27 protein-coding genes are annotated in these 25424 nt (G+C 64.7%); 12 read left to right on the top strand and 15 right to left on the bottom strand.

The genetic code is table 11. From position 1 onward, the window contains the following. Positions 1-121: 121 nt before the first annotated feature. From B1756_RS17680 to B1756_RS17665, 4 genes are all read right to left on the bottom strand, one after another. Complete coding sequence (locus B1756_RS17680) at positions 122-958, bottom strand: winged helix-turn-helix transcriptional regulator (RefSeq protein WP_086889746.1); 837 nt, start codon at positions 956-958, stop codon at positions 122-124. Positions 959-1024: 66 nt separating this feature from the next. Further along, positions 1025-2140: a response regulator gene (locus B1756_RS17675; RefSeq protein WP_086889745.1), complete on the bottom strand. Its 1116-nt coding sequence runs from the start codon at positions 2138-2140 to the stop codon at positions 1025-1027. A 179-nt stretch (positions 2141-2319) separates the two neighbouring features. Continuing rightward, positions 2320-4374 carry a sensor histidine kinase gene (locus tag B1756_RS17670; RefSeq protein ID WP_086889744.1) on the bottom strand — a complete coding sequence of 685 codons (2055 nt, stop codon included), beginning with the start codon at positions 4372-4374 and terminating at the stop codon, positions 2320-2322. A 7-nt stretch (positions 4375-4381) separates the two neighbouring features. Continuing rightward, a complete protein-coding gene (locus tag B1756_RS17665; RefSeq protein ID WP_086889743.1) occupies positions 4382-4597 on the bottom strand; it encodes a hypothetical protein in 216 nt (71 codons plus the stop codon). Positions 4598-4939: 342 nt separating this feature from the next. Here B1756_RS17665 and B1756_RS17660 point away from each other — a divergent pair, with 342 nt between their 5' ends. Further along, positions 4940-5206, top strand: coding sequence for a hypothetical protein (locus tag B1756_RS17660; protein ID WP_086889742.1), 267 nt, complete (start codon positions 4940-4942; stop codon positions 5204-5206). Positions 5207-5242: 36 nt separating this feature from the next. On the opposite strand, the gene B1756_RS17655 is transcribed toward B1756_RS17660, so the two are convergent. The 3 genes from B1756_RS17655 to B1756_RS17645 form a co-directional block, all read right to left on the bottom strand. Further along, on the bottom strand, positions 5243-5824 hold the full coding sequence (locus B1756_RS17655; RefSeq protein WP_086889741.1) for a molybdopterin-guanine dinucleotide biosynthesis protein B: 582 nt from the start codon (positions 5822-5824) through the stop codon (positions 5243-5245). 62 nt (positions 5825-5886) lie between these two features. Then, a complete protein-coding gene (locus B1756_RS17650) occupies positions 5887-6552 on the bottom strand; it encodes an MBL fold metallo-hydrolase (protein ID WP_086889740.1) in 666 nt (221 codons plus the stop codon). A gap of 93 nt (positions 6553-6645) precedes the next feature. After that, a complete protein-coding gene (locus tag B1756_RS17645; protein WP_086889739.1) occupies positions 6646-7380 on the bottom strand; it encodes a competence/damage-inducible protein A in 735 nt (244 codons plus the stop codon). A gap of 118 nt (positions 7381-7498) precedes the next feature. Between B1756_RS17645 and B1756_RS17640 the strand changes: the two genes are divergently transcribed. The 4 genes from B1756_RS17640 (at position 7499) to B1756_RS17625 (ending at position 12219) form a co-directional block, all read left to right on the top strand. Further along, the gene (locus B1756_RS17640) at positions 7499-8977 is read left to right on the top strand and encodes a DHH family phosphoesterase (protein WP_086889738.1); all 1479 of its coding nucleotides are present in this window, start codon (positions 7499-7501) and stop codon (positions 8975-8977) included. A gap of 54 nt (positions 8978-9031) precedes the next feature. After that, on the top strand, positions 9032-9835 hold the full coding sequence (locus B1756_RS17635) for a CBS domain-containing protein (RefSeq protein WP_086889737.1): 804 nt from the start codon (positions 9032-9034) through the stop codon (positions 9833-9835). A gap of 64 nt (positions 9836-9899) precedes the next feature. Beyond that, the gene (locus tag B1756_RS17630) at positions 9900-10451 is read left to right on the top strand and encodes a DedA family protein (protein ID WP_161493204.1); all 552 of its coding nucleotides are present in this window, start codon (positions 9900-9902) and stop codon (positions 10449-10451) included. A gap of 67 nt (positions 10452-10518) precedes the next feature. Then, the gene (locus B1756_RS17625; protein ID WP_086889735.1) at positions 10519-12219 is read left to right on the top strand and encodes an acyl-CoA mutase large subunit family protein; all 1701 of its coding nucleotides are present in this window, start codon (positions 10519-10521) and stop codon (positions 12217-12219) included. Positions 12220-12323: 104 nt separating this feature from the next. On the opposite strand, the gene B1756_RS17620 is transcribed toward B1756_RS17625, so the two are convergent. After that, positions 12324-12788, bottom strand: coding sequence for a universal stress protein (locus tag B1756_RS17620; protein ID WP_086889734.1), 465 nt, complete (start codon positions 12786-12788; stop codon positions 12324-12326). Positions 12789-12851: 63 nt separating this feature from the next. Beyond that, the gene (locus B1756_RS17615) at positions 12852-13310 is read right to left on the bottom strand and encodes a universal stress protein (protein WP_086889733.1); all 459 of its coding nucleotides are present in this window, start codon (positions 13308-13310) and stop codon (positions 12852-12854) included. Between the two features lie 160 nt (positions 13311-13470). Here B1756_RS17615 and B1756_RS17610 point away from each other — a divergent pair, with 160 nt between their 5' ends. Further along, positions 13471-14211 carry an SDR family NAD(P)-dependent oxidoreductase gene (locus B1756_RS17610; protein WP_086889732.1) on the top strand — a complete coding sequence of 247 codons (741 nt, stop codon included), beginning with the start codon at positions 13471-13473 and terminating at the stop codon, positions 14209-14211. A gap of 30 nt (positions 14212-14241) precedes the next feature. Here the strand turns inward: B1756_RS17610 and B1756_RS17605 are convergent, their stop codons facing one another. After that, positions 14242-15561, bottom strand: a complete 1320-nt coding sequence (locus B1756_RS17605) for an FAD-dependent oxidoreductase (protein WP_086889731.1) — start codon at positions 15559-15561, stop codon at positions 14242-14244. 162 nt (positions 15562-15723) lie between these two features. Between B1756_RS17605 and B1756_RS17600 the strand changes: the two genes are divergently transcribed. Then, a complete protein-coding gene (locus tag B1756_RS17600) occupies positions 15724-16011 on the top strand; it encodes a DUF357 domain-containing protein (protein WP_086889730.1) in 288 nt (95 codons plus the stop codon). 19 nt (positions 16012-16030) lie between these two features. On the opposite strand, the gene B1756_RS17595 is transcribed toward B1756_RS17600, so the two are convergent. Further along, positions 16031-16768, bottom strand: a complete 738-nt coding sequence (locus tag B1756_RS17595; protein ID WP_086889729.1) for a fumarylacetoacetate hydrolase family protein — start codon at positions 16766-16768, stop codon at positions 16031-16033. A gap of 219 nt (positions 16769-16987) precedes the next feature. Here B1756_RS17595 and B1756_RS17590 point away from each other — a divergent pair, with 219 nt between their 5' ends. Next, the gene (locus B1756_RS17590) at positions 16988-17188 is read left to right on the top strand and encodes a DUF7835 family putative zinc beta-ribbon protein (RefSeq protein ID WP_086889728.1); all 201 of its coding nucleotides are present in this window, start codon (positions 16988-16990) and stop codon (positions 17186-17188) included. Positions 17189-17379: 191 nt separating this feature from the next. Here B1756_RS17590 and B1756_RS17585 read toward each other — a convergent pair whose 3' ends face one another. Together B1756_RS17585 and B1756_RS17580 are read right to left on the bottom strand one after the other, a co-directional pair. Further along, positions 17380-18039: a metalloregulator ArsR/SmtB family transcription factor gene (locus B1756_RS17585; protein WP_086889727.1), complete on the bottom strand. Its 660-nt coding sequence runs from the start codon at positions 18037-18039 to the stop codon at positions 17380-17382. A gap of 84 nt (positions 18040-18123) precedes the next feature. Further along, complete coding sequence (locus B1756_RS17580; protein WP_086889726.1) at positions 18124-19323, bottom strand: hypothetical protein; 1200 nt, start codon at positions 19321-19323, stop codon at positions 18124-18126. 281 nt (positions 19324-19604) lie between these two features. Here B1756_RS17580 and B1756_RS17575 point away from each other — a divergent pair, with 281 nt between their 5' ends. The 4 genes from B1756_RS17575 to B1756_RS17560 all read left to right on the top strand — a co-directional run bounded on the left by B1756_RS17575 (position 19605) and on the right by B1756_RS17560 (position 23173). After that, complete coding sequence (locus B1756_RS17575; protein WP_228434407.1) at positions 19605-20024, top strand: DUF5802 family protein; 420 nt, start codon at positions 19605-19607, stop codon at positions 20022-20024. A 92-nt stretch (positions 20025-20116) separates the two neighbouring features. Next, the gene (locus tag B1756_RS17570; protein ID WP_086889725.1) at positions 20117-21049 is read left to right on the top strand and encodes a Vms1/Ankzf1 family peptidyl-tRNA hydrolase; all 933 of its coding nucleotides are present in this window, start codon (positions 20117-20119) and stop codon (positions 21047-21049) included. Between the two features lie 62 nt (positions 21050-21111). Then, entirely contained in the window at positions 21112-22128 is a 1017-nt protein-coding gene (locus B1756_RS17565) for an N-acetyltransferase DgcN family protein (RefSeq protein ID WP_086889724.1), read from the top strand. 10 nt (positions 22129-22138) lie between these two features. Beyond that, positions 22139-23173, top strand: coding sequence for a dipeptide epimerase (locus tag B1756_RS17560; RefSeq protein WP_086890248.1), 1035 nt, complete (start codon positions 22139-22141; stop codon positions 23171-23173). Between the two features lie 69 nt (positions 23174-23242). Here the strand turns inward: B1756_RS17560 and cofC are convergent, their stop codons facing one another. Next, positions 23243-23968: a 2-phospho-L-lactate guanylyltransferase gene (cofC, locus tag B1756_RS17555; protein WP_086889723.1), complete on the bottom strand. Its 726-nt coding sequence runs from the start codon at positions 23966-23968 to the stop codon at positions 23243-23245. Positions 23969-24118: 150 nt separating this feature from the next. Then, positions 24119-25297 (bottom strand): tubulin/FtsZ family protein, encoded by a 1179-nt coding sequence (locus tag B1756_RS17550; RefSeq protein WP_086889722.1) that lies wholly within the window; start codon positions 25295-25297, stop codon positions 24119-24121. Positions 25298-25424 lie beyond the last annotated feature (127 nt).

Raw genomic sequence — 25424 nt, 5'->3', positions numbered from 1 at the left:
AGACAGTCTCCAGTACTGATCTATAACTTGGCGCTTACCCCGGGGTACGGGTACGGTTACCTCGAGGTAAGTGCGGGGAGGTGGCGGTATCGGCGGGACAACCAGGCGATGCACCGGCAACTTACGACTCGTTTCCGCCGGACTCACGGTCGTCGGCGAGTCCCTCGACCCGTTCACACAGTTTCTCGTACCGCTCGCTCTCGGCCAGTACGGCCGCCGAGACGTTCGACGAGAGTGCCTCGCGTTTCTCACAGAGCGCGTGGTACTCACGATCGCCCGGTGGCTCACCGTATCGTTCGATCTGTCTCCCGATGACCTCGTCGACGGTATCCTTCGTGGCCGGTTTTCGCACTACCGCGTCGAAATCGTGCTCGAGCAATCCGAGATCGATCCGGCCAGTGTGCAACGCGACGAGCCGACACACCTCGGTGACGCTCCCGACGAGTGCGGGAACGTCGACGTGTTCCGATCCGGGGAGGTGGGCGTCGTAGACGACGACCGTCGTTTCCTCGTCGAGCGCCTCGAGCAGTTCAGCGCGATCGTGTGCGCGGTGAACGACGGACGTCGGTTCGAACCATCGCTGGAAGAGTCCCGTGAGTCGGCGATCTTCGTCGGCGACGACGATCTCCGGGACGTCGGTCACGAGATAGCGCTCACCCCACGACTCGAGGCTGTCGAAGACGGCCTCGAGTTCCCGTCCCGCCTCGGTGAGGGTATACTCGACGCGTAGCGGCGATTCGCTGACGACCGTTCGATCGACGACGCCGGCCGCTCCAAGCGTCTCGAGACGCTGCGTGAGGACTTTCGACGAGACACCGGGGATGGCCGACTGCAGTTCCGAAAAGCCGAGCGGTCCCTCGGCGGCCAGCGCCACAACTAGCTGGGGCGTCCACTTTCTCGAGACCACCGACAGCGTGGCGGACAGCGCGTCGTCCTGACTGCCGTCCTCGTCGTTCATCACCCGTCCATTCGGGCGGGGGTCGATATACGTCACGGTCGGTTGACAGTGTCACCGACTCGCAGATCAACTGTCCGATTCGGGTGGGCGCTCGAGCGTTACCGTGATCCGCGGGCCCGGTGTCACCGAAATCGTCCCACCGAGGTGTTCGACCACGGTCGTGGCGAGATACAGCCCGGTTCGCATTCGACGAGCTGACTCCGTCGGCGTCTCGTGGGCGTTCAGGAACGCCTCCTGGCCGTCTGAGAGTGTGACGCCCGCTCCCTCGAGCGTCACGCTGACGTGATCGCCGTCGTCCGTGATGGCGACGTGTGGCCGAGGGCGGTCACGGTCCCTGTCACGGTCGCGGTCGTGGTGGCGGATCGCCTCTGCGAAGAGGTGCTCGAACACCGATCCCAGCATCGGCGTGGCGAGCACCGTCGCCTCGCCGTTCGTCCCGTCGACGGTGAATTCGACTGTCGGATGTTCGCGTGCGAACCAGTCGACTTCTGCCTCGACGATGGCGTCGATCGACCGGGTCTCGAGGGCGTCCCCGGCTTCCTGTTCGACGACGGTCACCACGTCCGCGGCCGCGTCGGTGAATCCGACGACGTTGGCGAGGGCGTCGTTCAGGGACTCGAGCGCCTCGGTGTCCTCGTCGACCTGTGTTGCCAGTTCACCGGCCCAGCCGACTGCGACGCTCATCTCGCGCTGGATGTCGTGTCCGATGATCCGGTTGAGCAGCGCGAGTCGCCGGTTCGCCTCGACCACTTCGAGTTCGTGACGTTTACGCTGAATCGCATACCGGATTGCCCGGCCGACCAGTTCGCCGTCGATCTGTCCCTTGGCAATGTAGTCCTGGGCACCAGCCTCGATGGTCTGTGTGCCGGCGACGGTCTCGTCGTGGGACGTCAACGCGATGATCGGCACGGTCGGTGCGTGACCGACCAGCGCGGAGATCGTATCGACGCCCCGGCTATCGGGAACCATGAGATCAGAGAGCACGACGTCGACGGACGTCCGACTCAGGAGATCGAGTGCCGCTGCGAGTGACGTGGCGTGGTACCACTCACCGACATCGACGGTCGGGTCCTGCCCACGGGAGTCGATCGATCCGCCCCCGCGAACGACCCGTTCGACGAGCGCCGCCTCGTCGGGATTGTCCTCGAGCAATAACACGTCGAGGGGGCCGGAAACCGTCATCTTCTCACCCGCGACGACTGCGGGCAATCCGACGACGTCGCGTTACGACTGTCCGGAGTCACCCCCAGAAGTTTGGGGGAGGGGGACCTATCTCTTTCGACGACTGTCTTCCGACTCGAGGCTGGCCCGCAAACCACTCCAATCAGTCCAGTTACCGATCCTGCCCACAGCCCAGTCGATTACGTCGTTACGATTTCGAACCGTGCACCGCCGTCGCGTCCGTCCTCGACCGTAACGCGCCACCCGTGCGCTTCCACGACGTCGCGAACGATGGCGAGCCCGAATCCGGCCCCGTCGTCACTCGTGGTGTGGCCCCGCTCGAACACGAACGGGCGGATCGACTCCGGAATCCCCGCGCCGTCGTCCTCGACGAAGACGCCAGCCGGGTCTCCAGCCGCCTTCCGATCCCCTCCATCGGCGAACTCGTCCAGGTACTGGACTGCGCTATCATCGAGACCGAGCGCTCCGACCCGCACGGTTACGGGTCGATCGTTGTGGACGATGGCGTTGCGAAAGAGGTTCTCGAAGACGTGTCGCAACCGGTAGTAGTCACCGTCGACCGTCCAGTCGGCCGGTAGCTCACACTCGAGGGTCGATCCTTCGGTCGCCGTCGCATCCCACGAGTCTCTCGCCACGGTAGCGAACTCGACCGGTTCGGTTTCGGTGATCGTCGTCCCCGCCCGGGCCATCGTCAGGAATCGCTGGATCATTCGTTCCATCCGATCGAGGACGTCCGCTACCATCCTGACGTCCTCGGGACTCCCGGACTGGCTGGCCAGTCTGGTGTAGTTTTTCGCCAGTCCGAGCGGGTTCTGCAGGTCGTGGCTGATGACGCCGACGAACTCGTCTAACCGCTGGTTCGTCCGCTCGAGTTCGCGCTCGCGTTCGTTTCGCTCGGTGACGTCACGGATACTGATGACGACGCCGTCGACGAGCTCGTTGTCGAGCAGGTCGACTGAACCGCCCTCGAGGCCAACCCAGGAGCCATCGCGATGTCGACCACGGTACTCGAACCGCGTCTCCTCGGCGGGGCCCGTTCGCAGTTCGTCGAAGGCGTCGATGGCACGCTGGCGGTCGTCGTCGTGGACGAACTCGAACACAGATTTCCCGACGACGTCGGCGGGCCGATAGCCGAGGACGGATCTGACCGATGGACTCGCGTAGGTAATCTCACCGTCGGCGGTCACCACCACGACGACGTCGGTAACGTTCTCGATGAGCGCCTGAAACCGTCGTTCGGCCCGGCGCTGTTCGGTGACGTCTCTGAGCATCAACACCGCACCTTCGGCACGCTCGTCGCCGACGCTCGAGACGGTCGCGTCGACGACCGTCGCGCCACGGGTGATCGTCAGTTCGGTCCGCTTGCCGTCGAGCAGTGGCCCAGCCTCCGGGAGAACGGTCCGTATCGGGTCTCCGACGGCGACGTCTTGGTCGACGATCGAACGGGCCGCAGCATTGTAGTCGACGACGCGCCGGCCCTCGTCGATCACGAGGTAGCCATCGCGCATCTCGTCGATAACTCGGTCGCGGGCGATCGGGACGAGCTCGAGCCAGCGGTACCGGTAGAGGGCGATAGCGATGAGGGCTCCCGTCGCGCCGAATCCCCAGACCGAGTAGTTAACGGCGGTCATCTCGAAGAAGGCGAGGACGTTCGCCGCGCCCGGGATCAGGGGTGCAAGCACGACCAGACGGGACTGCCTGTGGTAGACGCCGCTGCCGCGGGCGTCGACGTACTCGAGGAAGAACAGAAAGATCCCACCGGCAGAGAGCGACCAGTTCCAGAAGACGTAGAGCCAGTAGCCGGTCTTCTGGTACTCGACGACCGGAAGCAACACCTCCGTGTACTCCATCGGCTGGTGCATCCAGCTGTGGATCGGGTCGGTCCAGATCACGAGCAGCCAGGCACACGTGCCGAGGTAGATCAGGCCGAGTCGACCCGGTCTGAGCCACTCGGTGCGGCCCGTGTACGCGAGCGCGAAGTGGAAAAGTCCCGTCGCCATGATCACGGCCCCGGAGTTGATCACGACCGACAGCGCGAGTCCGACGGACGGGTCGGTTTCGACGAGCAGGAATCCCTGTGGGATCGTCCACAGCGAGATCCCGGTGAGGAATGCGCCGAGGGGCAGGACGTCCTGGTCCGATCGCGTCCTGAGAATCAGGACGGCGAGCCCGAGGTTCAAGAGCCCGACAGAGACCAGTGTCGCCGCGTGCAGCGACGTGAACGCAACAGGCACGACTCACTCAGGGAACGTACTCGAGAAAAGTGTTGTGGGACTCTGGCCCGCGGTCACAGACCTCGATCGAGATGTCCACGCCTTCGGCTGCGTTCCCGAGGATCGACGAACCCGTTGCCCACCGAGCACGGACTCCCATCTTCGATGGTGCGATGCCGGTTCCGGGCTGTTCGAGGACGGCCACACCGTGCTCGCGGGCGACTTCAGGCGTGCCGTCGCTCATCTCGAGACGCCCGATAGTCACGGGCCATCGCCGAACGTCAAAGCTGGTTTCGCTGAGTGTGCGTTCTCGTTTCCATTAGCAATTGTTCAATACATTCAACTCTATCAGGGTAGAACGAGTGAAGTGGAAGCCACCTCCAGTGAGACGCGGGGGCGTGCGGTGAAACGTCCCGGGTGGTGGAGCACCCGAGGCCTGGCTTCCATAACGAGCAGCTATGCAAGCCATGTTCCAGTTCCTTCCCGCGAGATATAAACGTCTCGCACGACCAGCGTATCGACCATCGACTACCACGACAGCCACGCGAGCGCCCCGTCCACCTGCCGAACGCCGAAGGTGTGGCCGATGAGCGACGACGCCCCCGAGACCAGAAGGGGTTGCTTCTGGGCCGACGACCCGTTCGAACTGCCAGAGTACGGCCCCGGCGTCACGCCGTGTCCCCGCTGTGGCACCCCGATCGAGGCGGTGACGTCGAGCGGCCCGCTCGAGCACGTCGCCAGCCCCTGTGGCTGTCCCGCGCCGGGTGCGGTGCTCGAGTCGGTGGCCCGGTTCCCGTCTGAATCGCGACAAACAGGGTCGGAACCGGGAACTGACTCCGACCTGGACGACTAGCGGCTTCGGCCGTCGGACCGCTTCCGAAGTCCGGGGTCACCCCTTCGACGACGAGTTCGGTCGGGACCCATCGTCGAGGAACGATTCCTCCTCGAGTCCCCTGATCGTCTCACAGAGTGAGTCGAGATCCTCGTCGCCGGTCCCGACGACGTCCCCACCGATCGACGCCGACCCGGGCTCGCCGACGACGATCGTCGGCAGTGGTGCCGCCGAGAACCCCTCGACGAGGACGACGTCGTAGCCCCGACGCTCGAGGCGAGTGAGGGTGTGTTCGAGGGCCTGCAATTCCGTCCGCTCGGTGTCGTCCAGCTCTTCGCAACCATCCCCGGCGTTTGCGAACGGGCCCGAATCGGCCGCATCGTCGGACACCTCGGGCGGATTCCGTTTTCCCCGCGTGCTGATGTCGAAGGTCAGCGCTGGTGTAATCCCGACGACAGTCTCCGCGCCCGCTGTCCGGTGGCGATGGGTGTCCGCACCCGGCGTGTCGATCTCGATGTCGTGATGGATCGACTTGACGGACGCCACCCGGTCGCCAGCCTCCTGCAGGAGTGGGACCAGTCGCTCGACGAGCGTGGTCTTTCCCGAATCGCTCGGGCCGGCCAGACAGACCACCTTCATCGTCCTGCACACCGCCGCTCGTTCGCCGAAACCCTCGACTCGTCTCCGAGACCCATTGGGAATCAGAAGAGTTCGACCCGGATGTCGTCGGCCTCGAGGTCGTCGACGAACGCCTCGGCGTCGGTCTCGATCGGCTCGAAGGTATCGTAGTGTTCGGGCAGGACGAGGTCGGGATCGACGGCGCGAGCGAAGTCGGCGGCCTCGTGGCGATCCATCGTGAAGTGGCCGCCGATCGGCGGGACGAACACGTCCGCGGAGACCGACTCGTGATGGGGGAGAAAGTCGGTGTCCGAGGGGAAGAAGACGGACGAGCCGTCGATCTCGAGGACGAGACCGATCACCTCACCTTCGGCGTGGAACGGTGAGCCGTCCTCGTCGACGTGGTCACCGTCGGGGTCGTTGTACGCCGGCATCGTCTCGACGTCGATGCCCGCGACGGTCGTCTCGCCCTCGTGGGGGAGGGAAACGACGTCGCGCTCGAGATCGGTCGTGTCGACGGCCTCGAAGACGGCGACGGTCGCGTCGTCGCCGGCGACGGCCTCGATGGCCCCGGGATCGTAGTGGTCGAAGTCGTCGTGGGTGACGAAGACGACGTCGCCGTCGCCCGGCTGGCCGTCGAGAACGTCGTTCCACGGATCGACGTAGACGACGGTGCCGTCGCCGGTCTCGATGCGGATGCTCGCGTGGCCGAGTCGCTCGAAGGTGAGGTCGTCGTAGTCGATTGCCATAGCTCTGCCCACGACGGCACTCGCCTTGTAACCCGGCGGTTCAATCGCGCGCTGGGGCTCCGGCTAATCAGCCATTTCGGTCCGCTCGGCCGATCAGTCGGGGTCGACGGTCTCGAGTTCTCCCTCGAGCCAGTTGGCTGCCGACGCGACGGCCTCGGAATCGGTTCCAGAGACCTTCACGCGGTTGTGTGCTCTGGTGTCCGGGTAGCTACCGATCGTGACGTCGAACCGTTCTCTGGCGTCCTCGAGCGCGTCGACCATCGCCGCTTCGGGAAGCGGCGTGTAGAACGTCTGCGAGACCGTCTCCCCGCCGAACTCGTCTGCGACGCGGTCGAACAGCGCTCTCACCTCGTCCGGCACGCCCGGGAAGGCGTAGACGTTCTCGAGGACGAAGCCCGGACACAGCCCCTCGGGATTCAACAGCGGTCGACTGCTCGCGGGTACGGCGGCCCACGACTCGACCGAGAGGTCCAGATCGTCGTCGTCGATTCGCTCGGGGTCGAGCCCCCGGTAGTCGGCGACGGTTTCGACGACGTCCTCGCGGACCGCGTCGTCGACGACCAGTGGCTGGTCGAACGCGTCGGCGATGGCGTCGGCCGTGACGTCGTCGTGGGTCCCCCCGAGTCCACCCGTGACGATCACCGCGTCGAAGGCGGTCGCCCACTGGATGACCGTCTCGGTGATCAGTTCGCGGTCGTCGGGAATCGTCAGGATGCGGACGACGCTCGAGCCGCGGTCGGTAATCTCGGCGGCGAGCCACGCCGCGTTGGTGTTCGTCGTGTCCCCCGCGAGCACCTCGTCGCCGACGGTACAGATCGCAACCTCCATCGACGGGTCGAACGGGCTCTGCGGGGATAAGCCTACAGTTCGGTACCTGACCTTGCGTTCGCAAGTTCGTTCGGGATACCCGGTAGCTTTTACCTCTCCCAGTTGCAAGCGCGGACAGATGCGCCGACGGCTCGTACTCGGGTGGGGGAGCGTGAGTCGGCGAGTCGTCGACGGACTCGCCGACCGGGGGCTAGCCGAGCGGTTGCTGGTCGTCACCGACGACGAGAGCGCCGTGAAGACGCTTCGCGACGAGAGTGTGCCGGCTCGAGCGGCCGATCCGGCTGATCCCGCCACGCTCGAGACCGTCGACGACCCGGCGATGGTCTTCGTCGGGAGCGACCGGACCGACGTCACCCGCACCGCGCTGGAGAACGCCCGGCGGCAGTTCCCGCGTGCGTCGATCGTCACCACGCTCGGCGGGAATCCGACGCCTGCCGATCGCGAGCGATTCGCGGAGCTGGCCGATCACGTGGTCGACGATCGAGCGATCACCGACGCCGTCCTCGAGGAGACTCTCGGCCGCTCGACCGATTCGGCGCTCGCGCTCAGAGCACACCTGCGGTCACTCGAGGGGCCACTGGCTGTCGTCATGCACGACAACCCGGACCCCGATGCGATCGCGAGCGCCGTCGCGCTCGTCGACCTGGCCGAGTCGGTCGGGCTCGAAGCCGAGGCCTGTTACTCCGGTGAGATCTCCCATCAGGAGAACCGGGCGATGGTCAACCTGCTCGACCTCGACCTCCGGAATCTCGGTCCCGAGGACTCGCTCACCGAATTCTCGTCGTTTGCGCTGGTCGATCACTCGCGACCGGGCGTCAACGATGGCCTCCCCGAAGAACTCCAGGTCGACGTCGTGATCGACCACCACCCGCCGCGCGGGCCGGTTCCCGGGACCTTCGTCGAACTGCGCGATCACGTCGGAGCGACGAGTACGATTCTCACAGAGTACGTTCACCGACTCGACGTCGAGTTCGACGTCGCCACCGCGACCGCACTGCTCTACGGCATCCGGATCGACACCGACGACTTCACCCGCGAGGTTTCCCGTGAGGACTTTCAGGCCGCTTCGATCCTGCTCGAGCACGCCGACGTCGACGTCCTCGAGCGAATCGAGCAGCCGACGATCGACGGCGACACGCTCGAGACCATTGCGCGGGCGATCAAGAACCGCGAGCAGCGCGGATCGGTCGCCGCTGTGAGCGTCGGCCGTATCGGGAGCCGAGACGCCCTCCCGCAGGCTGCAGACCAGTTGCTCGCGATGGAGGGCGTCGACACGACGCTCGTCTTCGGGTTTCGTGACGAGATGGCCTACCTCTCGGCGCGGTCGCGGGCCGACGACGTCGACCTCGGGGAGACGCTCCGTGACGCGTTCGATCGAATCGGTAGCGCAGGCGGCCACGCCGACATGGCCGGCGCGCAACTCGAGGTGGGGATCCTCGGTGAGGTCGACGACGACGAGGAGGTCGACTCGATCCTGAGCGTCGTCGAGGAGGTGATCACGAATCGCTTCTTCGAGGCGATCCGCTCACGTCCCGGGGCGTCGGTCGGGGCCTACAGCGGGACGAGTCAGCGGCTGTTCACCGACGGCGACGACTGACCCCGGGACGCCCGGTCCGAGCCCTTTTTTCCCCGCGACCGCGTACGCTCGAGCATGGCGGTCACGTCGGACGGACGAAAACCACAGGTAGCAGATTACATGACGCGCGACGTGGCCACGGTTTCGCCCGACGCCACCGTCGGCGCGGTCGCGAAACGCATCGCCGAGAGCAACGACCACAGCGGCTATCCGGTCTGTGAACGTCGCCGCGTCGAGGGTTTCGTCGGCGCGCGGGACCTCCTGCTCGCCGACGAGGACGAACCCATCTTCAAGGTGATGACCACCGACATCCTCGTCGCTCACCCGGAGATGAAAGTCACCGACGCCGCACGCGTGATCCTCCGGTCGGGGAACAAGAAACTCCCCGTCGTCGACGACGCCGGCAACCTCGTCGGCATCATCTCGAACTCGGACGTCATCCGCAGCCAGATCGAACGGGCCACGCCCGAAAAAGTGGGTAAACTGATGCGAACGCTCGAGCAGATCCACGACGTCGAACTCGAGCAAGAACGCCGGACGGTTCCGATCGGGGACCTGATCCCGACCCAAGGGCGGGTGTACGCCGACGAACTCGAGGGGCGGCGCTACGAACTCGAGCGTGGACTGGCTGAACCGCTCGTCGTCATCGACAACGACGGAACGACGCTGCTGGCCGACGGCCATCATCGCGTGCTCGCTGCCGACCGGATGGGCGTCGACGACATGGACGCCTACGTGATCGTCGTCGAGCGTGAAATCGACCTCGGGATGGCCAAGACCGCCGCCGATGAGGGCCTCGAGGGAATCGAGGATATCGAGGTCGTCGACTACGCGCGCCATCCGCTGGTCCAGACGACGAAGCGACTGCAGTCGGAGTGACCTCGATGAGTCGGTTTCGCCGACCGGCCGATGGAATTATCCATCGGGCAGCCGATCGTTCGCTGTGATCCCAAGCGCCGAAGCGGTCGTGCTCTTCTTGCAGGCGCTCGCGATTCCCCTGATCGTCCTGCTGTTTTTCCTCGACGGGATGGTCCTCGGGAAACTCACGCCGCCTGCTGCCCTCTACGTCGCCTACGTCGCACTCGCGAGTCCGTCGGCTGCGATGCTGGTCTCGCTCGCTGCACTCTCGACGATCGCCGGGACACTCGGACAGTACGCCCTCTACCGTGGGTTCAACGAGGAGAGCCCGGACGTCTTCGGACTCAGGCGGACACTCCCGTACGTCGACCGCCTCCCGCTGATCGTCCGCGCCCGCGTCGGCGAACGACGAATGCGGCTGGTCAGCCGGCTGTTCGATCGGTTCGGCGGCTGGGCCCTCGGCATCACCAACGCCATCCCCGGCATTCGGTCGCTGATGAGCATCCCTGCCGGATTGAGTAACTATCCACGTCGCCGATTTCTCCTGTTCTCGAGCGTCGGCAACGCCTGTTATCTCCTCGTGCTGACGGCTATCGCGAAGGGACTGGTCGACGTCGCCGGTGCGATTCCCTGGTAACGACCGTCGTGAAACGTGCTACCGTTCGCCGGAATCCTTACCACCGTGGCTGGCAAATATTGCGTCCATGTTCGACGACGACGAGCTCGAGGCGATCCGCGACGCCCGGGAGGAGTGGGTGACGGAAACCCTCGAGGCGACCCTCGAGCGCAGGGACGAACGCCGGGACCGGTTCGCCACGGTCTCGAACCTCGAGGTCGACCGGCTCTACACGCCCGCCGACGTCGCCGACCTCGACTACCTCGAGGACCTCGGCTTCCCCGGGCAAGAACCCTACACGCGCGGGGCCTATCCGACGATGTACCGCGGGCGGACGTGGACGATGCGCCAGTTCGCCGGCTTCGGAACGGCCGAGGAGACCAACGAGCGGTTCCACTACCTGATCGACGAGGGTCAGACGGGGCTCTCGGTCGCCTTCGACATGCCGACGCTGATGGGAATCGACTCGGACGATCCGATGAGCGACGGCGAGGTGGGCAAAGAGGGCGTCGCAGTCGACACGCTTCGGGACATGGAAATCCTCTTCGACGACATCGACCTCGAGGAGATCTCGACGTCGTTCACCATCAACCCCTCCGCGCCCGTCATCTACGCGATGTACGTCGCGCTGGCCGACCAGCAGGGCGTCCCTCGCGAAAAGCTCCGTGGCACCCTTCAGAACGACATGTTCAAGGAGTTCATCGCCCAGAAGGAGTGGGTCGTCCCGCCGGAGCCGTCGCTCGAGCTGGTCACCGACGTCCTCGAGTTCTCGACCGAGGAGACCCCGAAGTTCCATCCAATCTCCGTCTCGGGCTATCACATCCGTGAAGCTGGCTCCACTGCCGTCCAGGAACTCGCCTTTACGCTCGCAGACGGCTTCGGGTACGTCGAAGACGCCGTCGACCGCGGGCTCGAGGTCGACGAGTTCGCCCCCAGACTCTCTTTTTTCTTCAACTGTCACAACTCGCTGCTCGAGGAGGTCGCGAAGTTCCGGGCTGCCCGGCGACTCTACGCCCGCGTGATGGACGAGTGGTACGACGCCGAGGCCGACGAGTCCAGGCGCCTGAAGTTCCACACCCAGACCGCGGGCCAGTCGCTGACCGCCCAACAGCCGCTGAACAACGTCGTCAGGGTGACGATCCAGGCGCTGGCCGGCGTCTTCGGTGGCACCCAGTCGCTGCACACGAACAGCTTCGACGAGGCACTCGCGCTTCCCTCCGAGGAGGCCGTCCGCGTCGCCCTGCGAACCCAGCAGATCATCGCCGAGGAGTCCGGCGTCGCAGACGTCGTCGACCCGCTCGGGGGAAGCTACGCGATCGAGTCCCTGACCACCCAGTTCGAAGAGCGGGCGATGGCCTACCTCGAGGAGATTCGCGACATGGGTAACGGCTCGGTCAGGGACGGCATCCTGCAGGGAATCGACGACGGCTACTTCCACCGGGAGATCCAGGACGCGTCCTACGAGTACCAGACCCGCGTCGAGCGCGGCGAGGAAGTCGTCGTTGGTGTCAACGAGTACACCCTCGAGGAAGACACCAGCCCGGACGTCCTGCAGGTCGACGAAACCACCCAGGAACGACAGCTCGCTCGACTCGAGGAGGTCAAAGCGAGGCGCGACGACGACGCAGTGGCGGAGACGCTCGACGCACTGGCCGAGGCGAGCGAGGAGGGTGAAAACGTGCTACCGTACGTCGTCGACGCAGTGAAAGCGTACGTCACGATGGGCGAGATCATGGCGATCTTCGAGGACCAGTACGGTGCCTACAGCGAGCCCATTGGGCTGGCCTGAGGCCAGCGGATGGTTCCCGGGCGGGCTCCTCGAGTCGCTTACTCGAGACTCGAGACTGGTCGTCGCAGGTGCATGTAGAAGGGGCGACTGCAGGCTACCCTGCCTTACTCCATGACGTCGAGGTCCCGGAAGTAGGTAACCGGACACGGTGCCTGCAGGATAATCTCCTGAGAGACTGACCCGAGGACGGCCTTTTCGGCGGGCGACCGGCGACGTCCGCCGAGGACCATGCGGTCGGCGTCGACGTCGATGGCCATGTCGACTACCTTCGAGGACACTTCACCCAGCGCACCGCGAACTTCGTACTCGACACCTGCTTCCTCGAAGATTTCCTCGAGGTCACCAACTGGAGGCCGTCGTTTGGCCACTTCCGTGGGGTCGACGTTCTCGACGCGTTCGTCGAACCCGAGGCCCTCCCGGAAGTCCTCGTACTCGTCTTCTGTGAACGCGTGGCCAATCACGACGTCCGCTTCGAGGGGTTCGGCGATTTCGAGGACCGTCTCGGCGAGTCCCTCGGCGCGTACCGTATCCATCGGCCCGACAGCGAGTAGTACCGTATCGATAGCCATACTCTCAACGTGGCCTCGCTACCCGCTTAAGTATTCTCGTCGGTGCAGAATTACAGGAACGAATCAGAAGCTGTCGTCGCTCCGGACGAACGTCACCGGGCAGGGAGCCGACAGCAGCACTTCCTGGGCGGTCGAGCCGAAGACGGCCTTTCCGGTCGGTGAGCGGCGGCGTCCACCGACGACGACGCGGTCGGCGTCGACCTCTTCTGCGAGCGAGACGATCGTGTCTCCGTGATCGCCGACTGCGCCGCGGATATCGTACTCGAGGCCGTACTCGTCGAACTCGGACTGAATGTCCCGAATCGTCGCGTGGCGCTCGGCGACGCTGTCGGGTTCGATCTCGGCGTCGTCGTCGAACTCCAGTCGGTCGATGACCTCTTCGTACTCCTCTTGCGTGAAGACGTGTGCGAGCGTCACGGTCGCATCTGCGGGCGTCGCGACCTCGAGGACGGCTGCGGCGAGATCGTCGCGTCGGTCGGCGTCGCCTGGACCTACTGCCAGCAGTACGGAGTCGAGTTGCATAGGGACTACTACGATTCCCTACTATTGTAAATCCACGCTCCACGGCAGTGACTGTGTGCTGGTCCCGTTCGTCGCGGCTGACGGTGACACATCTCGTCGTTCGTCGACAGCGAGAACACTCAGCGACAGCATATATTCCGCTCGCGCCAATACGTCCCGTATGGACGACCCAGACCTCTCTGAGCAGACGGTGCTCGTCACGGGCAGCGCACGTGGCGTCGGTCGCGCGTTCGTGCTCGCGCTCGCCGAATGTGGCGCGAACGCGGCGGTACACTACCACACGAGCGCCGACGAAGCACGTGAGGTAGCCGACGAAGCACGTGACCGCGGTGCACCGGAAGTGATGACCGTCCAGGGCGACGTGACCGACCCAGAGAGCGTCGACGGCATCTTCTCTGCGGTCGAGGCCGAACTCGGAACCGTCGACGTCCTCGTGAACAACGTCGGCGACTTCGCTCCCCGCCACTGGGAAGACATCGACTTCGAGACCTGGAACCGGGTGCTCGAGACCAACCTCAATGGGACCTACCTCTGCTCGAAGCGGGCCCTACCCGCAATGCGCGAGGCGGGATACGGCCGGATCGTCAACGTCGGCTACGCCTCCTCGGAGAAGGGACTGACGAGTCCGAAGAACTTCCCGTACTTCGTCGCCAAGAGCGGTGTTATCCAGTTTACCCGGATGCTCGCTGCAGACACACAGGACGACGGCATCACGGTCAACGTCATTTCCCCGTACGTCGTCGAGAACTCGGCGGAGTTCCCGGACGAACTACCACGGGACCGACCGGCGTCCTGCGACGACCTCGTTCAGGCGCTCCTGTTTTTCCTCGAGGCAGACAGCGACTACGTCAGCGGACAGAATCTCGAGATCGACGGCGGGTGGCTCCCCGAAACCGTCTGAGAACGCTGAAGATTTCGGACGGAGAGACGATCAGTCGTCGGCCGCCGCTGCCTCGGCCTCGCTCGTCGACGCTCGCTCGAGATCCTCCAGATATTCGTCGACGTCGAGAGCGGCCTTCGATCCCATGCCCGCAGCGGTGACGGCCTGCTGGTAGTGGAAGTCGACGACGTCGCCGGCGCCGAAGATGCCGGGCACGTCGGTTTCGGTCTGGCCGCCGCCGGACCCACCCTGGGTTCGGAGGTAGCCCTCGTCGTCCATCTCGACGCCCGTGCCCTCGAGGTACTCCGTGTTGGGCGTGTGGCCGATCGCGAAGAAGACGGCGCCGACGTCGAAGTCGAACTCTTCGGTCTCGGGGTCGTCGAGGCGGTCGGTCGGGTGACCCTTGTCGTTGCGAACGAGGGTGACGTGGTCGACGCCCTCTTCCTTGGAACCGTGGATCTCGATCAGTTCGGTGTTCTTCATGATCTCGATCTCGCCCGCTTCGACTTTTTCGTGGACGCGGTCGATCCAGTACTGTTCGGCGCGGAACTCCTCGCGCCGGTGGGCGATGTAGACGGTGTCGGCGAACTTGGTGAGGAACGTAGCTTCCTCCATCGCGGCGTCGCCGCCGCCGACGACGAGCATGTCCTCGTCGCGGAAGAACGCGCCGTCACAGGTCGCACACGTCGAGAGGCCGTAGCCCATCAGTTCGTCTTCGCCGGGGATACCGAGGGTGCGGGCGCTGGCCCCCGAGGCGGCGATGATCGCGTCGGCCGTGTAGACGTCGCCGTTGGTCAACTCGACGCGGAACGGTCGCTGATCAGCATCGACCGACTCGACGATGCCGTTTTTCAGGTCGGCACCGAACTTGCGGGCCTGTTCTTTCATGTTGTTTACCAGCTCGGGGCCGCTGATTCCCTCCGGGAAGCCGGGGTAGTTCGCTACGTCTGTCGTCAGGGTGAGCTGGCCACCGGGTTCGTCGCCCTCGATAACCAGCGGATCGTTGTCACCACGTCCGGCGTAGATCGCTGCGGTGAGTCCCGCGATGCCCGTTCCCGCGATGATCAGTTTCCGGTGTTCGACGACGTCCTCGCCGCCGTCGGTGACCAGGCCCAGTTTCTCGTCGAGTTCGCCCGTCTCCTCGAGTGCGCTGGTGTCGTCCCAGCCGCCGATCAGCTCGTCGTCGACGAACACTTCCGGGGCCCGCTTGCGCCCGCCTGTACGTTCGACCATCTCCTCGAACCGTTCCTCGTCACCGGTGACGTTGTATTCGGCGTACTCGATGCCCTTCTCGTCGAAGAGGGCCTTCGCCTCGTCACAGTACGAGCAGTTCTCCTTCGTATATATTTCCACGCGTGGCTCCTCACTCATACACCTGCGTTGGGGAAGAAACGGTATACGACTTGCGTTCCCTGCAGTAACGTACGCTGTCTCGTATCTGAACGCTGATCACCCTCGCTGTGAGGCTGATACGTGGCCTGACACCGGAACTGGCTCCGACGGATTTAGGATCGAACCCGCCGACGATACGATATGGCTGCCGATCTCGAGGAGAAGACGGATCGCTACGGATCGTTACTCACAGAGGCGCTCGAGGCGGCGACGATCGCGCCGCGTGAGGGGACCCCGATGGCCGAGGCCGCAGCCGACTGTTACGAGATGGCCGACTCGTACCTCGAGGACGGGCGTCACTTCCAACAGAACGGCGATCTCGTGAACGCGCTGGCGTCGTTCTCTTACGGTCACGCCTGGCTCGATGCGGGGGCGCGAATCGGCCTCTTCGACGTCCCGACAGACGGGCACCTGTTTACCGTCGAGTGAGCGAGAAGGCGAGTCAGACTCAGGGTTTTCGAACGCTGTGCTCGAGCGTGCCGACGCCTTCGACCTCGATTTCGACGTCGTCACCGTCCTCGAGCGGACCGACGCCCTCGGGCGTTCCCGTGGCGATCACGTCGCCGGGTTCCAGGGTGAGGAAGGTGGTGATCTCGGCGATCAGTTCGGGGACCGAGAAGATGAGTTGCTCTCTCGAGCCGTCCTGTCGGAGGTCGCCGTTGACTCGCGTCTGTACGGTCGCGTCGGCGGGAACTTCGTCGGGCGTCGCGAGGACGGGGCCGAGCGGTGCGGCGCCGTCGAAGGCCTTTCCCCGGACCCAGTTTCGCTCCTCTTGTTGGTCGTCGCGGTTCGAGACGTCGTCGACGCAGGTAAACCCGGCGACGACGTCCATCGCTTCGGCTTCGGAGACGTGTCGACACTGTTCGCCGATGACGACGCCGATTTCGGCTTCGTGATCGATCCGTTCTTTACCCGCGGGGACGGTGATCGTGTCGCCGTGGCTCGCAACGGTGTTTGGCGGCTTGAGGAAGAGCATCGGTCGGTCCGGCAGGTCCGAGCCCATCTCGGCGGCGTGGTCTGCATAGTTTCGGCCGATGCAGACGATTTTGGAGGGCTCACATGGTGGAAGGACGTCGATAGCGTCGTCGGACAGATCGTACGTGTCGTTCGCGAACTGGACCTGACCGTCCTCGACGCTACCTCGGCGAACGGCTCCGGCCGGGTCTCGGAATCGTGCGTATTTCATGCCCGATGGGTCGCTCCGCGGCATGAAAAGCGTTGAGATGTCATGTCTACCAGAGAGGTAACCAGTGGTTACGTTCGATACTCGCGGCTGAAACGATCTGAGAGGGGCCGATAAACTGTCTCGTTGGGTCTGATGGACTCTCTCTTCCAGCCGAGTTCTCGACTCAATGTTCGATATAACGAGTGCATTTAAGATACCCCTATCGAAAGTAACCGGGTAATGGCAACGACAGATGACTCATTCAATGGGTTAACTGAATACTGTGAAGACTGCGACCTCGAGACGCTCCACGAAGTGTCCGTCCAGATTCGAACCGAGAGCACCAAAGAGGAGAACGCCCAGTTCTCCCGTGAACCTTACCGGGTGTGCGAGTGCCAGCGCTGTGGGAACCGATCGAGCCAGCGAATGAACAACGCGTGAGGCTGTGACGAGGCACAGACGCGCGTCTGTTGCCTTTCGACACACCCCGAACCAAAGACACCCCCTACGTCTTTCACCTTCCTGAGACCGCGTCTCGCTCGAGTCACATCGCTCTCCACTCGAGTCTTCGTGAGCGTGACTGTATCGGCGCTCGAGATTCGCCCAGATCTCTGTCCCGGAGCCCAGCGCCGTCAGGAACTGGTCGTCAGCTCCCAGCCGCGCTCGGTTCGCCTGACGATTCCCCGGTCGGCCATCGACTCGAGCACGTCGGCGACGATCTCGCGTGGAACCTCGACGTCCTGACTCAGGTCGCCGATCGACTTCGGCTCCGTGCGCACACTCGAGAGCACGTCCGCGTAAATCCGGCTCTCTGGACCGCCGCCAACGGTCTCAGAGAACTGATCGAGGACGTCACAGAGTCGCCCCTGAACCCAGCGCTGGGCGAGAGAAAGCTCGTTCTCGAGTTGCTCCAGGTCCTCGAGTGTCGAGAGCAGTTCGTCGAGGTCGTCGAGGTCGTCACACGTCACGTCGAGCGAGAGGTGCCGACAGGTCGTAATGTCGAAGCTGTTGTTCGACGGGTAGGCACTCTTGCTCGCGAAGCCGTACGGCGAGACGTTCACCTCGAGACGGACGTTCCGCGCGATGTGGAAGTACTTTCGGCGCTGGTCGTCGACCCGGCTCTCGATGAGGCCCGCTTCCTCGAGTTTTCGCAGGTGTTCGATGACGGCCTTGGGACTCACGCCGAGGTATTCGGAAATTTCGGTGACGTAACAGGGTTTCCGTGCGAGCAGGCGAAGGATGCGCCGCCTATTCTCGTTGCCGAGGAGATCGAGTAACGCGGCGGAGTCCATCGAGCGACGATATGGCGTCAGCGCTCAAAAGCGTGTCTGCTCGCCGGTGTATCTGCCCCATCATAACGCAAGCCGCCTGATCCGTCATCGACCGGGAGGCGCTTCGTGCGGTCCGCCAGCCCGGTCGTTCGGACCGGTGGTATCGGTTTCGCCACCCTCGTCGGTACTCTCGTCGGAGGCGTCACTCCGTTCACCGTCTGTCGAGTCGTCGCTGGCGTCATCACGACCTTCGTCATCGCTGACACTGTCGTCGTCATCGGCGTCTGCATCGTCACTCGCATCCGTTCCCCGCTCGGAGTCGGACCCAGAACCCCGATCGTCCGACGCGCCACCCCGTCGGTCGTTCCGTGCTTCGTTCTCGTTGGAGTGACCGCGATCGGTCGCCTGTCCCGGTGGTTCGTCCGATTCCGCCCCGGTCTGGCGTTCCTGGCGATCCTGTCCGGGACGATCTCCGACGTCAGAACTGGAACCGGTGCCGACAGCGACATTTTGGTCGTCACCTGACTGCTGGCTCTGTCCGGGATGGTCGTCACCTGACTGCTGGCCCTGTCCGGGATGGTCGTCACTCGAGTGTGGGCCCTCTCCCCGGTCGTGTCCGGGCGCTCCGGGTTGTCCCGGTGGCCCACCGGACGCGTTCGCCTGACCACCACCCGGATGCTCGTCGAACCCGGCGACGGATCGTGCCTCCTCGGCAACCTCGGAGCCCGACAGCGAGGACGCGTTCGACCGAAGCGTTTCCAGCCGCTCGTCGTCGGCCCCGGCGGTGTCGGCCTGCTGATCGACCCGTTCGATCTCGCGCTCGAGCGATGCGATTTCGGCGGACAGTCGCGCGAGCTGTCCCTGCCGTCGGGCGTGGGAGTCCTCTTCGGCTTCGAGTTCCTCGCTTCGTTCCTCGAGTTCGTCGAGCCGTTCTTCGAGGGAGTCGATTCGCTCGGTGACGAGGGACGCCCGTTCCTCGTCGCTTGCGGATTCGTATGCCGCGTCGCGCATCCCGGATTCGACCGACCGTTCGACGTCCGCCGAGCTCGCCTGCATGAACGCTGCGAGACTCGGCCCGGACGCGTTCGTCGGCCCCTGTTCGTCCGTGGAGGTATCGTCCTGGCTCGCGTTTTCGGCTGGCTCACTGTCACTCTCGCTACCGTCGCTACCTACGTCGGCGACGAGCCCCTCACTTCCCCCCTCGGTCGCGTCTCCGGACGTGAAAGCGCTCGCAACGGCCGGTGCGAGCGCGATCCCGGCGACGACGACCATCACGAGGACGACGATCGTCCGGGTCGGTGTCATCGACTCGAACGTATCGCGTCGTCCCTAAAAAGTCGAATATTCGTTTGGACCGTTTACCGAACCGGATCGAGCGACGAGACGGGTCGAGACGGTTCACGGGCGGCTCTCGAGCCGTTTTGACCGGGGTCGTCCGAACTGGCCATCCCGGCTACAACGTGCTGGGACAGTCACCCCACACGTGTCGTCGACTCACGAGACAGTCAGAAAAGAACGCTGAAAGGACGACGGCATAACTGTGTCTGCAAATAGTTATCCCGTTCCAGCCCGTGATATGTGATACCATGTTCGAGGTGTTCTCCCGAAGCTACTACCTCGGGCGTCTCTACGTCACCCCCACCGACGGTGACCGTGCACTGATGCACAGCGACCAGCACGAACTGATCAACGAGGAAGTGTACGCCACCGGCGAGGGACTCGAGCGACTCGATACGCCACTCGTGATGAAACTCGAGTCCCACCACTTCCCCGTCCACGGCGACGAATCGGTGCCGGCGAACACCCTCGCGGTTCCGACCTCGCTTCTCGAGGGAACCGACGTTCGCAACCCGCCGTCGCTGCAGGAAGTGTTTCTGGCGCGGCGGGAACGGGCCAGACAGTTGCTCGAGTACGCCGGCGGCGTCACTGCCGACGCGTTAGGTCGCCCAGCCGACGAAGACGACGAAGACGACGACGGCTGGGGCCCGGGGTATCGGGCCGGGTAGACCGACCAGCGCGATCGAAATTCCTCCCCTGTCGTCACTGCGTGACAGTTCGCCGGAACCTAGAAGTGGATTCCCCGCACCGTTTCGATCGGATGTTCGACGTCGACGAGTTGCTCGGCCGCGCGTCACTCAAAGACCGCATCGCCGAACTCGAGGAGGAAACCGACCGGCTCCAGTCGCGCTACGAGGCCGAGAAAGAGCGCCGCGCCGAGGCGACGACGGCCAAGCAGGAGGCCGATCGTCGAATCAACCGGCTCGAGGATCGCATCGCCCAGCTCGAGGGCGAACTCGAGCGCGAGCGTGACGACGACCGCGGACTCGAGTACCGTCGCCGGGACCGCCTCCGGGGGCGCGAACTCGAGGCCGTCGTCGATCGGCTGGCGTCGGTCCGGACCGGCCCCGAGGGATCGTTCACGGCAGTTCTCGAGGACGACGAGCGGGTGAGCGACCTCGACCACTCGCTTCAAGACCTGCTTGACGACCGTCTCGTCCTGCTCGAGGACGCCGCGCCCTGCCTGTGCTACGTCGACGACGCAGGGTTGCTCGCGGTCGCGCTCGATCCGCCAGTACGACCCGTACTCGAGCCGACCTGGGACGACCGATTCGTTCTCGAGCGTGAGTGGTTCCTGCCGACGGACGAGCACCTTCTCGCGGTGGTCCGGGCCGACCTGTTCGCTGTCGGGGTCTACGAGGACGACGAACGGCTCGACTCCCGTGGATTCGAGAGCGACGTAAAGGGATCCCACTCCAAGGGCGGTTTCTCGCAGGCGCGGTTCGAACGCATTCGCGACGAACAGATCGACGCCCACCTCGAGCGTGCGGCAGAAGCCATCGCGGCGGTCCGGGGCGACGTGGGTGACGTCCCGCTGTACCTCACGGGCCAGCGCGGTGTCGTCGAAACCCTCGTCGAGGAGGCCGGATTCGAGCCGGCAGCGACTGCGGCCGTCGACGCGACCGGCGACCCGACGTCGGCGCTCGAGGCCGCCGAACGGTCGTTCTGGACCACCGATTGTTACGTCCTCTAGGCTGTGTTCCAGCCACGGTGACTGTCGGTAGCGTTTACGTCCCTCCCGACCGACGTGTTCGTATGCGCGTTGCACTTCTCGCTCACGAACAGTTTCCAGAGCGTGCGAAGACGGCACAGGGAATCCTCCGGTACGGAGACGACGAGGTCATCGCGGTCCTCGACCGGGCGAACGCGGGGAGTCGCGTAGCCGAGTACCTCCCGGACGTCCAGGACGCCCCGATCGTCGCTGGCATGGACGACCTCGAGTCCGACGCGGTCGACGCCCTCGTGATCGGCATCGCGCCCATCGGCGGCGGGTTCGACGACAGCTGGCGCGACGACGTCCGGACGGCCCTCGAGTACGGCTGTGACGTGATCGCGGGCCTCCACACGTTTCTCTCGGCGGACGAGGAGTTCGTTCGGTTGGCCGACGAGAACGGTTGTGAACTCAGGGACGTCAGAAAACCACCCGAAGACCTTACCGTCGCCGAGGGCGTTGCGGACAGGGTCGACGCAGAGGTGATCTGCACCGTCGGCACCGACTGTTCGGTCGGGAAGATGACGACGACGATGGAACTCGCGCGGGCTGCACGCGATGCCGGCTACGATGCGGCCGTCGTCCCGACTGGCCAGACGGGGATCATGATCGAGGGCTGGGGCACTCCCGTCGACCGGGTGATCAGCGACTTCGCGGCCGGTGCCGTCGAGGAAATGATCCTCGAGGCGGGCGACGAGCACGACTACCTCTTCGTGGAGGGCCAGGGCAGCATCTTTCACCCGGCGTACTCGGGCGTGACCTGTGCGATCCTCCACGGCTCGATGCCGGATCGGCTCGTCATCTGTCACGACCCGACCCGGGAGGTGATCCACGGCTACGACTCCTTCGAGCTCCCCCCGATCGAGTACTACGTCGAGCAGTACGAGTCGCTCGCCGATCCCGTCAGCGAGGCCGAGGTCGTCGCCGGTGCGCTGAACACCGCCGGGCTCGAGGGCGACGCCGCTCGAGCCGCAATCGACGACTACGCCGACGAACTCGGCGCGCCGGCGACCGACGTGGTCCGGTTCGATCCCGAAACCGTCCTCGAGGCCGTCTGCTGAGGTGACCACGATGACACTCAGCCACTCGTTCGAACGGCGCTCGCTTCCGCTCGAAGACCAGTTTACGATCGCCCGCGGGACCCAGAAGACGGCGGAGGTCGTGACCGTCAGGCTCGAAGACGACGACGGGAACGTGGGTATCGGCGGGGCAGGACCAGCGGCCCACTACGGGGAGACGCCGGCGACCGTCGAGGCGGTCCTCCCGGATCTTCTCGCAGCCGTGGAGGAGGTCGACGATCGCCACAACCTCCAGCGGATCGAGCGTCGGATGCGCGAAACCGTTCGGGCCAACCCCGCGGCCCGTACGGCGGTGAGCATCGCCTGTCACGATCTCGTTGCCCGACAGCTCGGGGTACCGCTCTATCGCTATCTGGGGCTCGATCCAGCCGAGGCCCTCGAGACGTCGTACACGATCGCCATCGACGACCTCGAGACGATGCGAGAGAAGACCGAGCGAGCCGTCGACCGCGGCTTCGGGACGCTCAAGGTCAAACTCGGAACCGACCGCGACCGTGAGATCATCGAGACGATTCGGTCGGTCGCGCCCGACGTCCGGCTGTTCGTCGACGCGAACGAGGCGTGGACGCCGACCGACGCGATCACCCGGATCGACTGGCTCGCCGACTTCGACGTAACGCTCGTCGAACAGCCCGTGCCAGCCGAGAACCCGACGGGCATGCGCGAGGTCTTCGAGCGTTCGTCACTCCCGATCGTCGCCGACGAATCCTGTCTCACAGCAGCAGACGTCCCCCGGATCGCCGACCGCTGTGACGTCGTCAACTGCAAACTCATGAAGTGCGGTGGCATCCGCGAGGCGATCCGTCTCGTCCACGCTGCCCGCGCCCACGGCCTCGAGGTGATGGGCGGCTGTATGCTCGAGTCGAACGCCTCGATCGCTGCGGCCTGCCACCTCTCGCCGTTGCTCGATTACGCGGATCTCGACGGTGCGCTGTTGCTCGCCGACGATCCGTTCGAGGGCGTCCCGATGCCTGACGGCGAGATCGATCTCACTGGACTCGATCGGCCGGGGACCGGCGTTCGGTGAACTACTCCGCCCTACTCGCCTGCTACCACAGGTTCCTTGAGGACGGGGGCTTAGCGCCCTCCCTTTCAGCTAAATCGGACCACTGTCTCGAGCGACGGTAACCCGGCCACTGCCCGTTTCGAGGTCGAAGCCGAGTGCATCCAGAAAGGCAGCGGCTTGCCCCTCGCCGTGGAGTACCACTTCGACCAGGTCCGCTGGCTCGTCGACGTCCGTCCCCAGCCGGTAGGAGTCGACGGATTCGACAGTCGCGCCGGCTTCGCGGGCGATCCGAACGTGGTCACGGTAGGACGCGCCGTGATAGTCGACCGAAAACTGGGGGTGGTCGACGACGAGTGCGTTCGTCCCGCCGCCACGGCCCGGCGCGATGACGACGTCCGGGACGGACTCGCCTCGAGGTCCGTCACCCACGAGCGGTTCGAACAGTGTCTCGAGTGACACAGGTGTCACCAGCGCGAGATCGGCCATCACCACGGCGACGGGATCGTCACCCGGTCCGGGAAGACGGCCGCCGACGGCCGCCGAGAGCGATCGATCGTCGATCACGATTTGCGGGTCGATGCCCTCGATGGTTCCGCGCGGATCGACCTCCGGTTCTCGCGACAGCCTCTCCGACTCGACCGCTCGATCCTCGAGCGGTGCCGTCGAGAGCACCACCGGGTCGTGTCCAGTCTCGGTGACGGTTTCGAGGACGTCGGCGAGCATCACCCGCGCGAACGCCGCTCGTTCCTCGGCCGAGAGCACCGGCTCGAGGCGGGTTTTCGGCCTCTCGGCGGCGAACGGGACGAGAACCTCCATCTGTCCGGAGTATCGACCGACGTGGCAAAAGAACGTCGACTTGGTTGGGCTACTCGACCGTACGGTCGCGTCCACCACAGAGAACAACCGATTCGTGCCCCCCGACACGACGGTTGTCGTCGCCGTCCGTCGGTTCGGTGCTGTGAGCGTCTAGAACAGCGGCTCGAGTTCGTCTTCGCCGTCGTCGACCAGCGACTCGAGGTTCTCCTCGCTCTCGGCTTTGATGTCCTCCATGTTGTCCTGTGCCTCGATGGCGACCTGCTGGAGACGCTTGATGCGCGGGACGTTGGTAACGCCCGAGAGCAGGATTGTCGCGGCGACTTCCGGTTCCTGTCGCGGGTAGTCGCCGCCGCGGACTTCCATGCTGCCGGTCTCCTCTTCGAGCCACTTGCGGCCGCGTTCGATGCCCTTCCGGTTGAGGTACTCCGAGGGGCCGGCGACTACGAGCAACGCGCGTTCGGTTCCCTCGATCTCACAGGGGAGCGTGAGCCGGCCGAGGGCGGCCTTGCGGACGAGGCTCGTGATGCGGTTGGTCGTGTTCGCAGCGTCGAGACCGTCGCCGCCACTGTCGTCGCCCGTGAAGCGGGAGAGGAGGCCGCCGCCGCTGTTGAGTTCGACGCCCTCGCTCGCGAAGCCGACGGTCGAGACGCCGCCGCCCGAGAGCGTGTTGATGATCTCCGAGGAGTCGACGACGCTCTCTGCGACGTCCTGATTACCGCTTACCTCACCGGCACCGAAGAGAATCCCGAAGCGTCGGACGATCTCTTCGTTGATCTGGTCGTAGCCGCCCTCGACGGACTCGCCGGTCTGTCGCCAGGAGTCGTTGTCGAAGACGAGCAGGTTGTCGACCTCACGGACGAACGTCTGGAACGAGCGGGCCGCGTTGAGGGTGTAGATGCCACCCTCGTCCGTTCCGGGCAGGACGCCCAGCCCGTAGACGGGGATCGTGTAGATCCGTTTGAGGTGTTTTGCGAGGACGGGTGCGCCACCGGAACCGGTGCCGCCACCCATACCGGCGACGATCAGGAACGCGTCGACCTCGTGGGTCGGGATCTGATCGATCGCGTTCTGTACCTCGTCGATGTCCTCTTCGGCGATTTCCGCGCCGAGTTCGTTGTCTGCACCCACGCCATGGCCCTTTACCCGGGCCTGGCCGATGAGTACGCGATTCTCCTGTGGGATGCGATCGAGACCCATGAGGTCTGCTTTCGCGGAGTTGACCGCGATTGCCGCGCGGACGATTCCGCTGTTCGTTCGATCGTCGTAATCGAGGAATCGATCGACGATCTTCCCACCGGCCTGTCCAAATCCGATCATCGCCAGCTTCATTGTTTGTCAGGGGGCTCCGTTGGCTTGCACCAGTGCAATCAGGAGTATAAGTCTTTTGATTATGTGAATTTCTCTCACAGCAAGAAGTCAGAAGAAATCGACAGACAGCGTTGCTTGATACTCGTTC

It is taken from the genome of Natrarchaeobaculum aegyptiacum (assembly GCF_002156705.1).
Taxonomy (GTDB): domain Archaea; phylum Halobacteriota; class Halobacteria; order Halobacteriales; family Natrialbaceae; genus Natrarchaeobaculum; species Natrarchaeobaculum aegyptiacum.
Note: the sequence above shows the minus strand (reverse complement) of the source record. Positions and strands in the feature narration are given on the sequence as shown.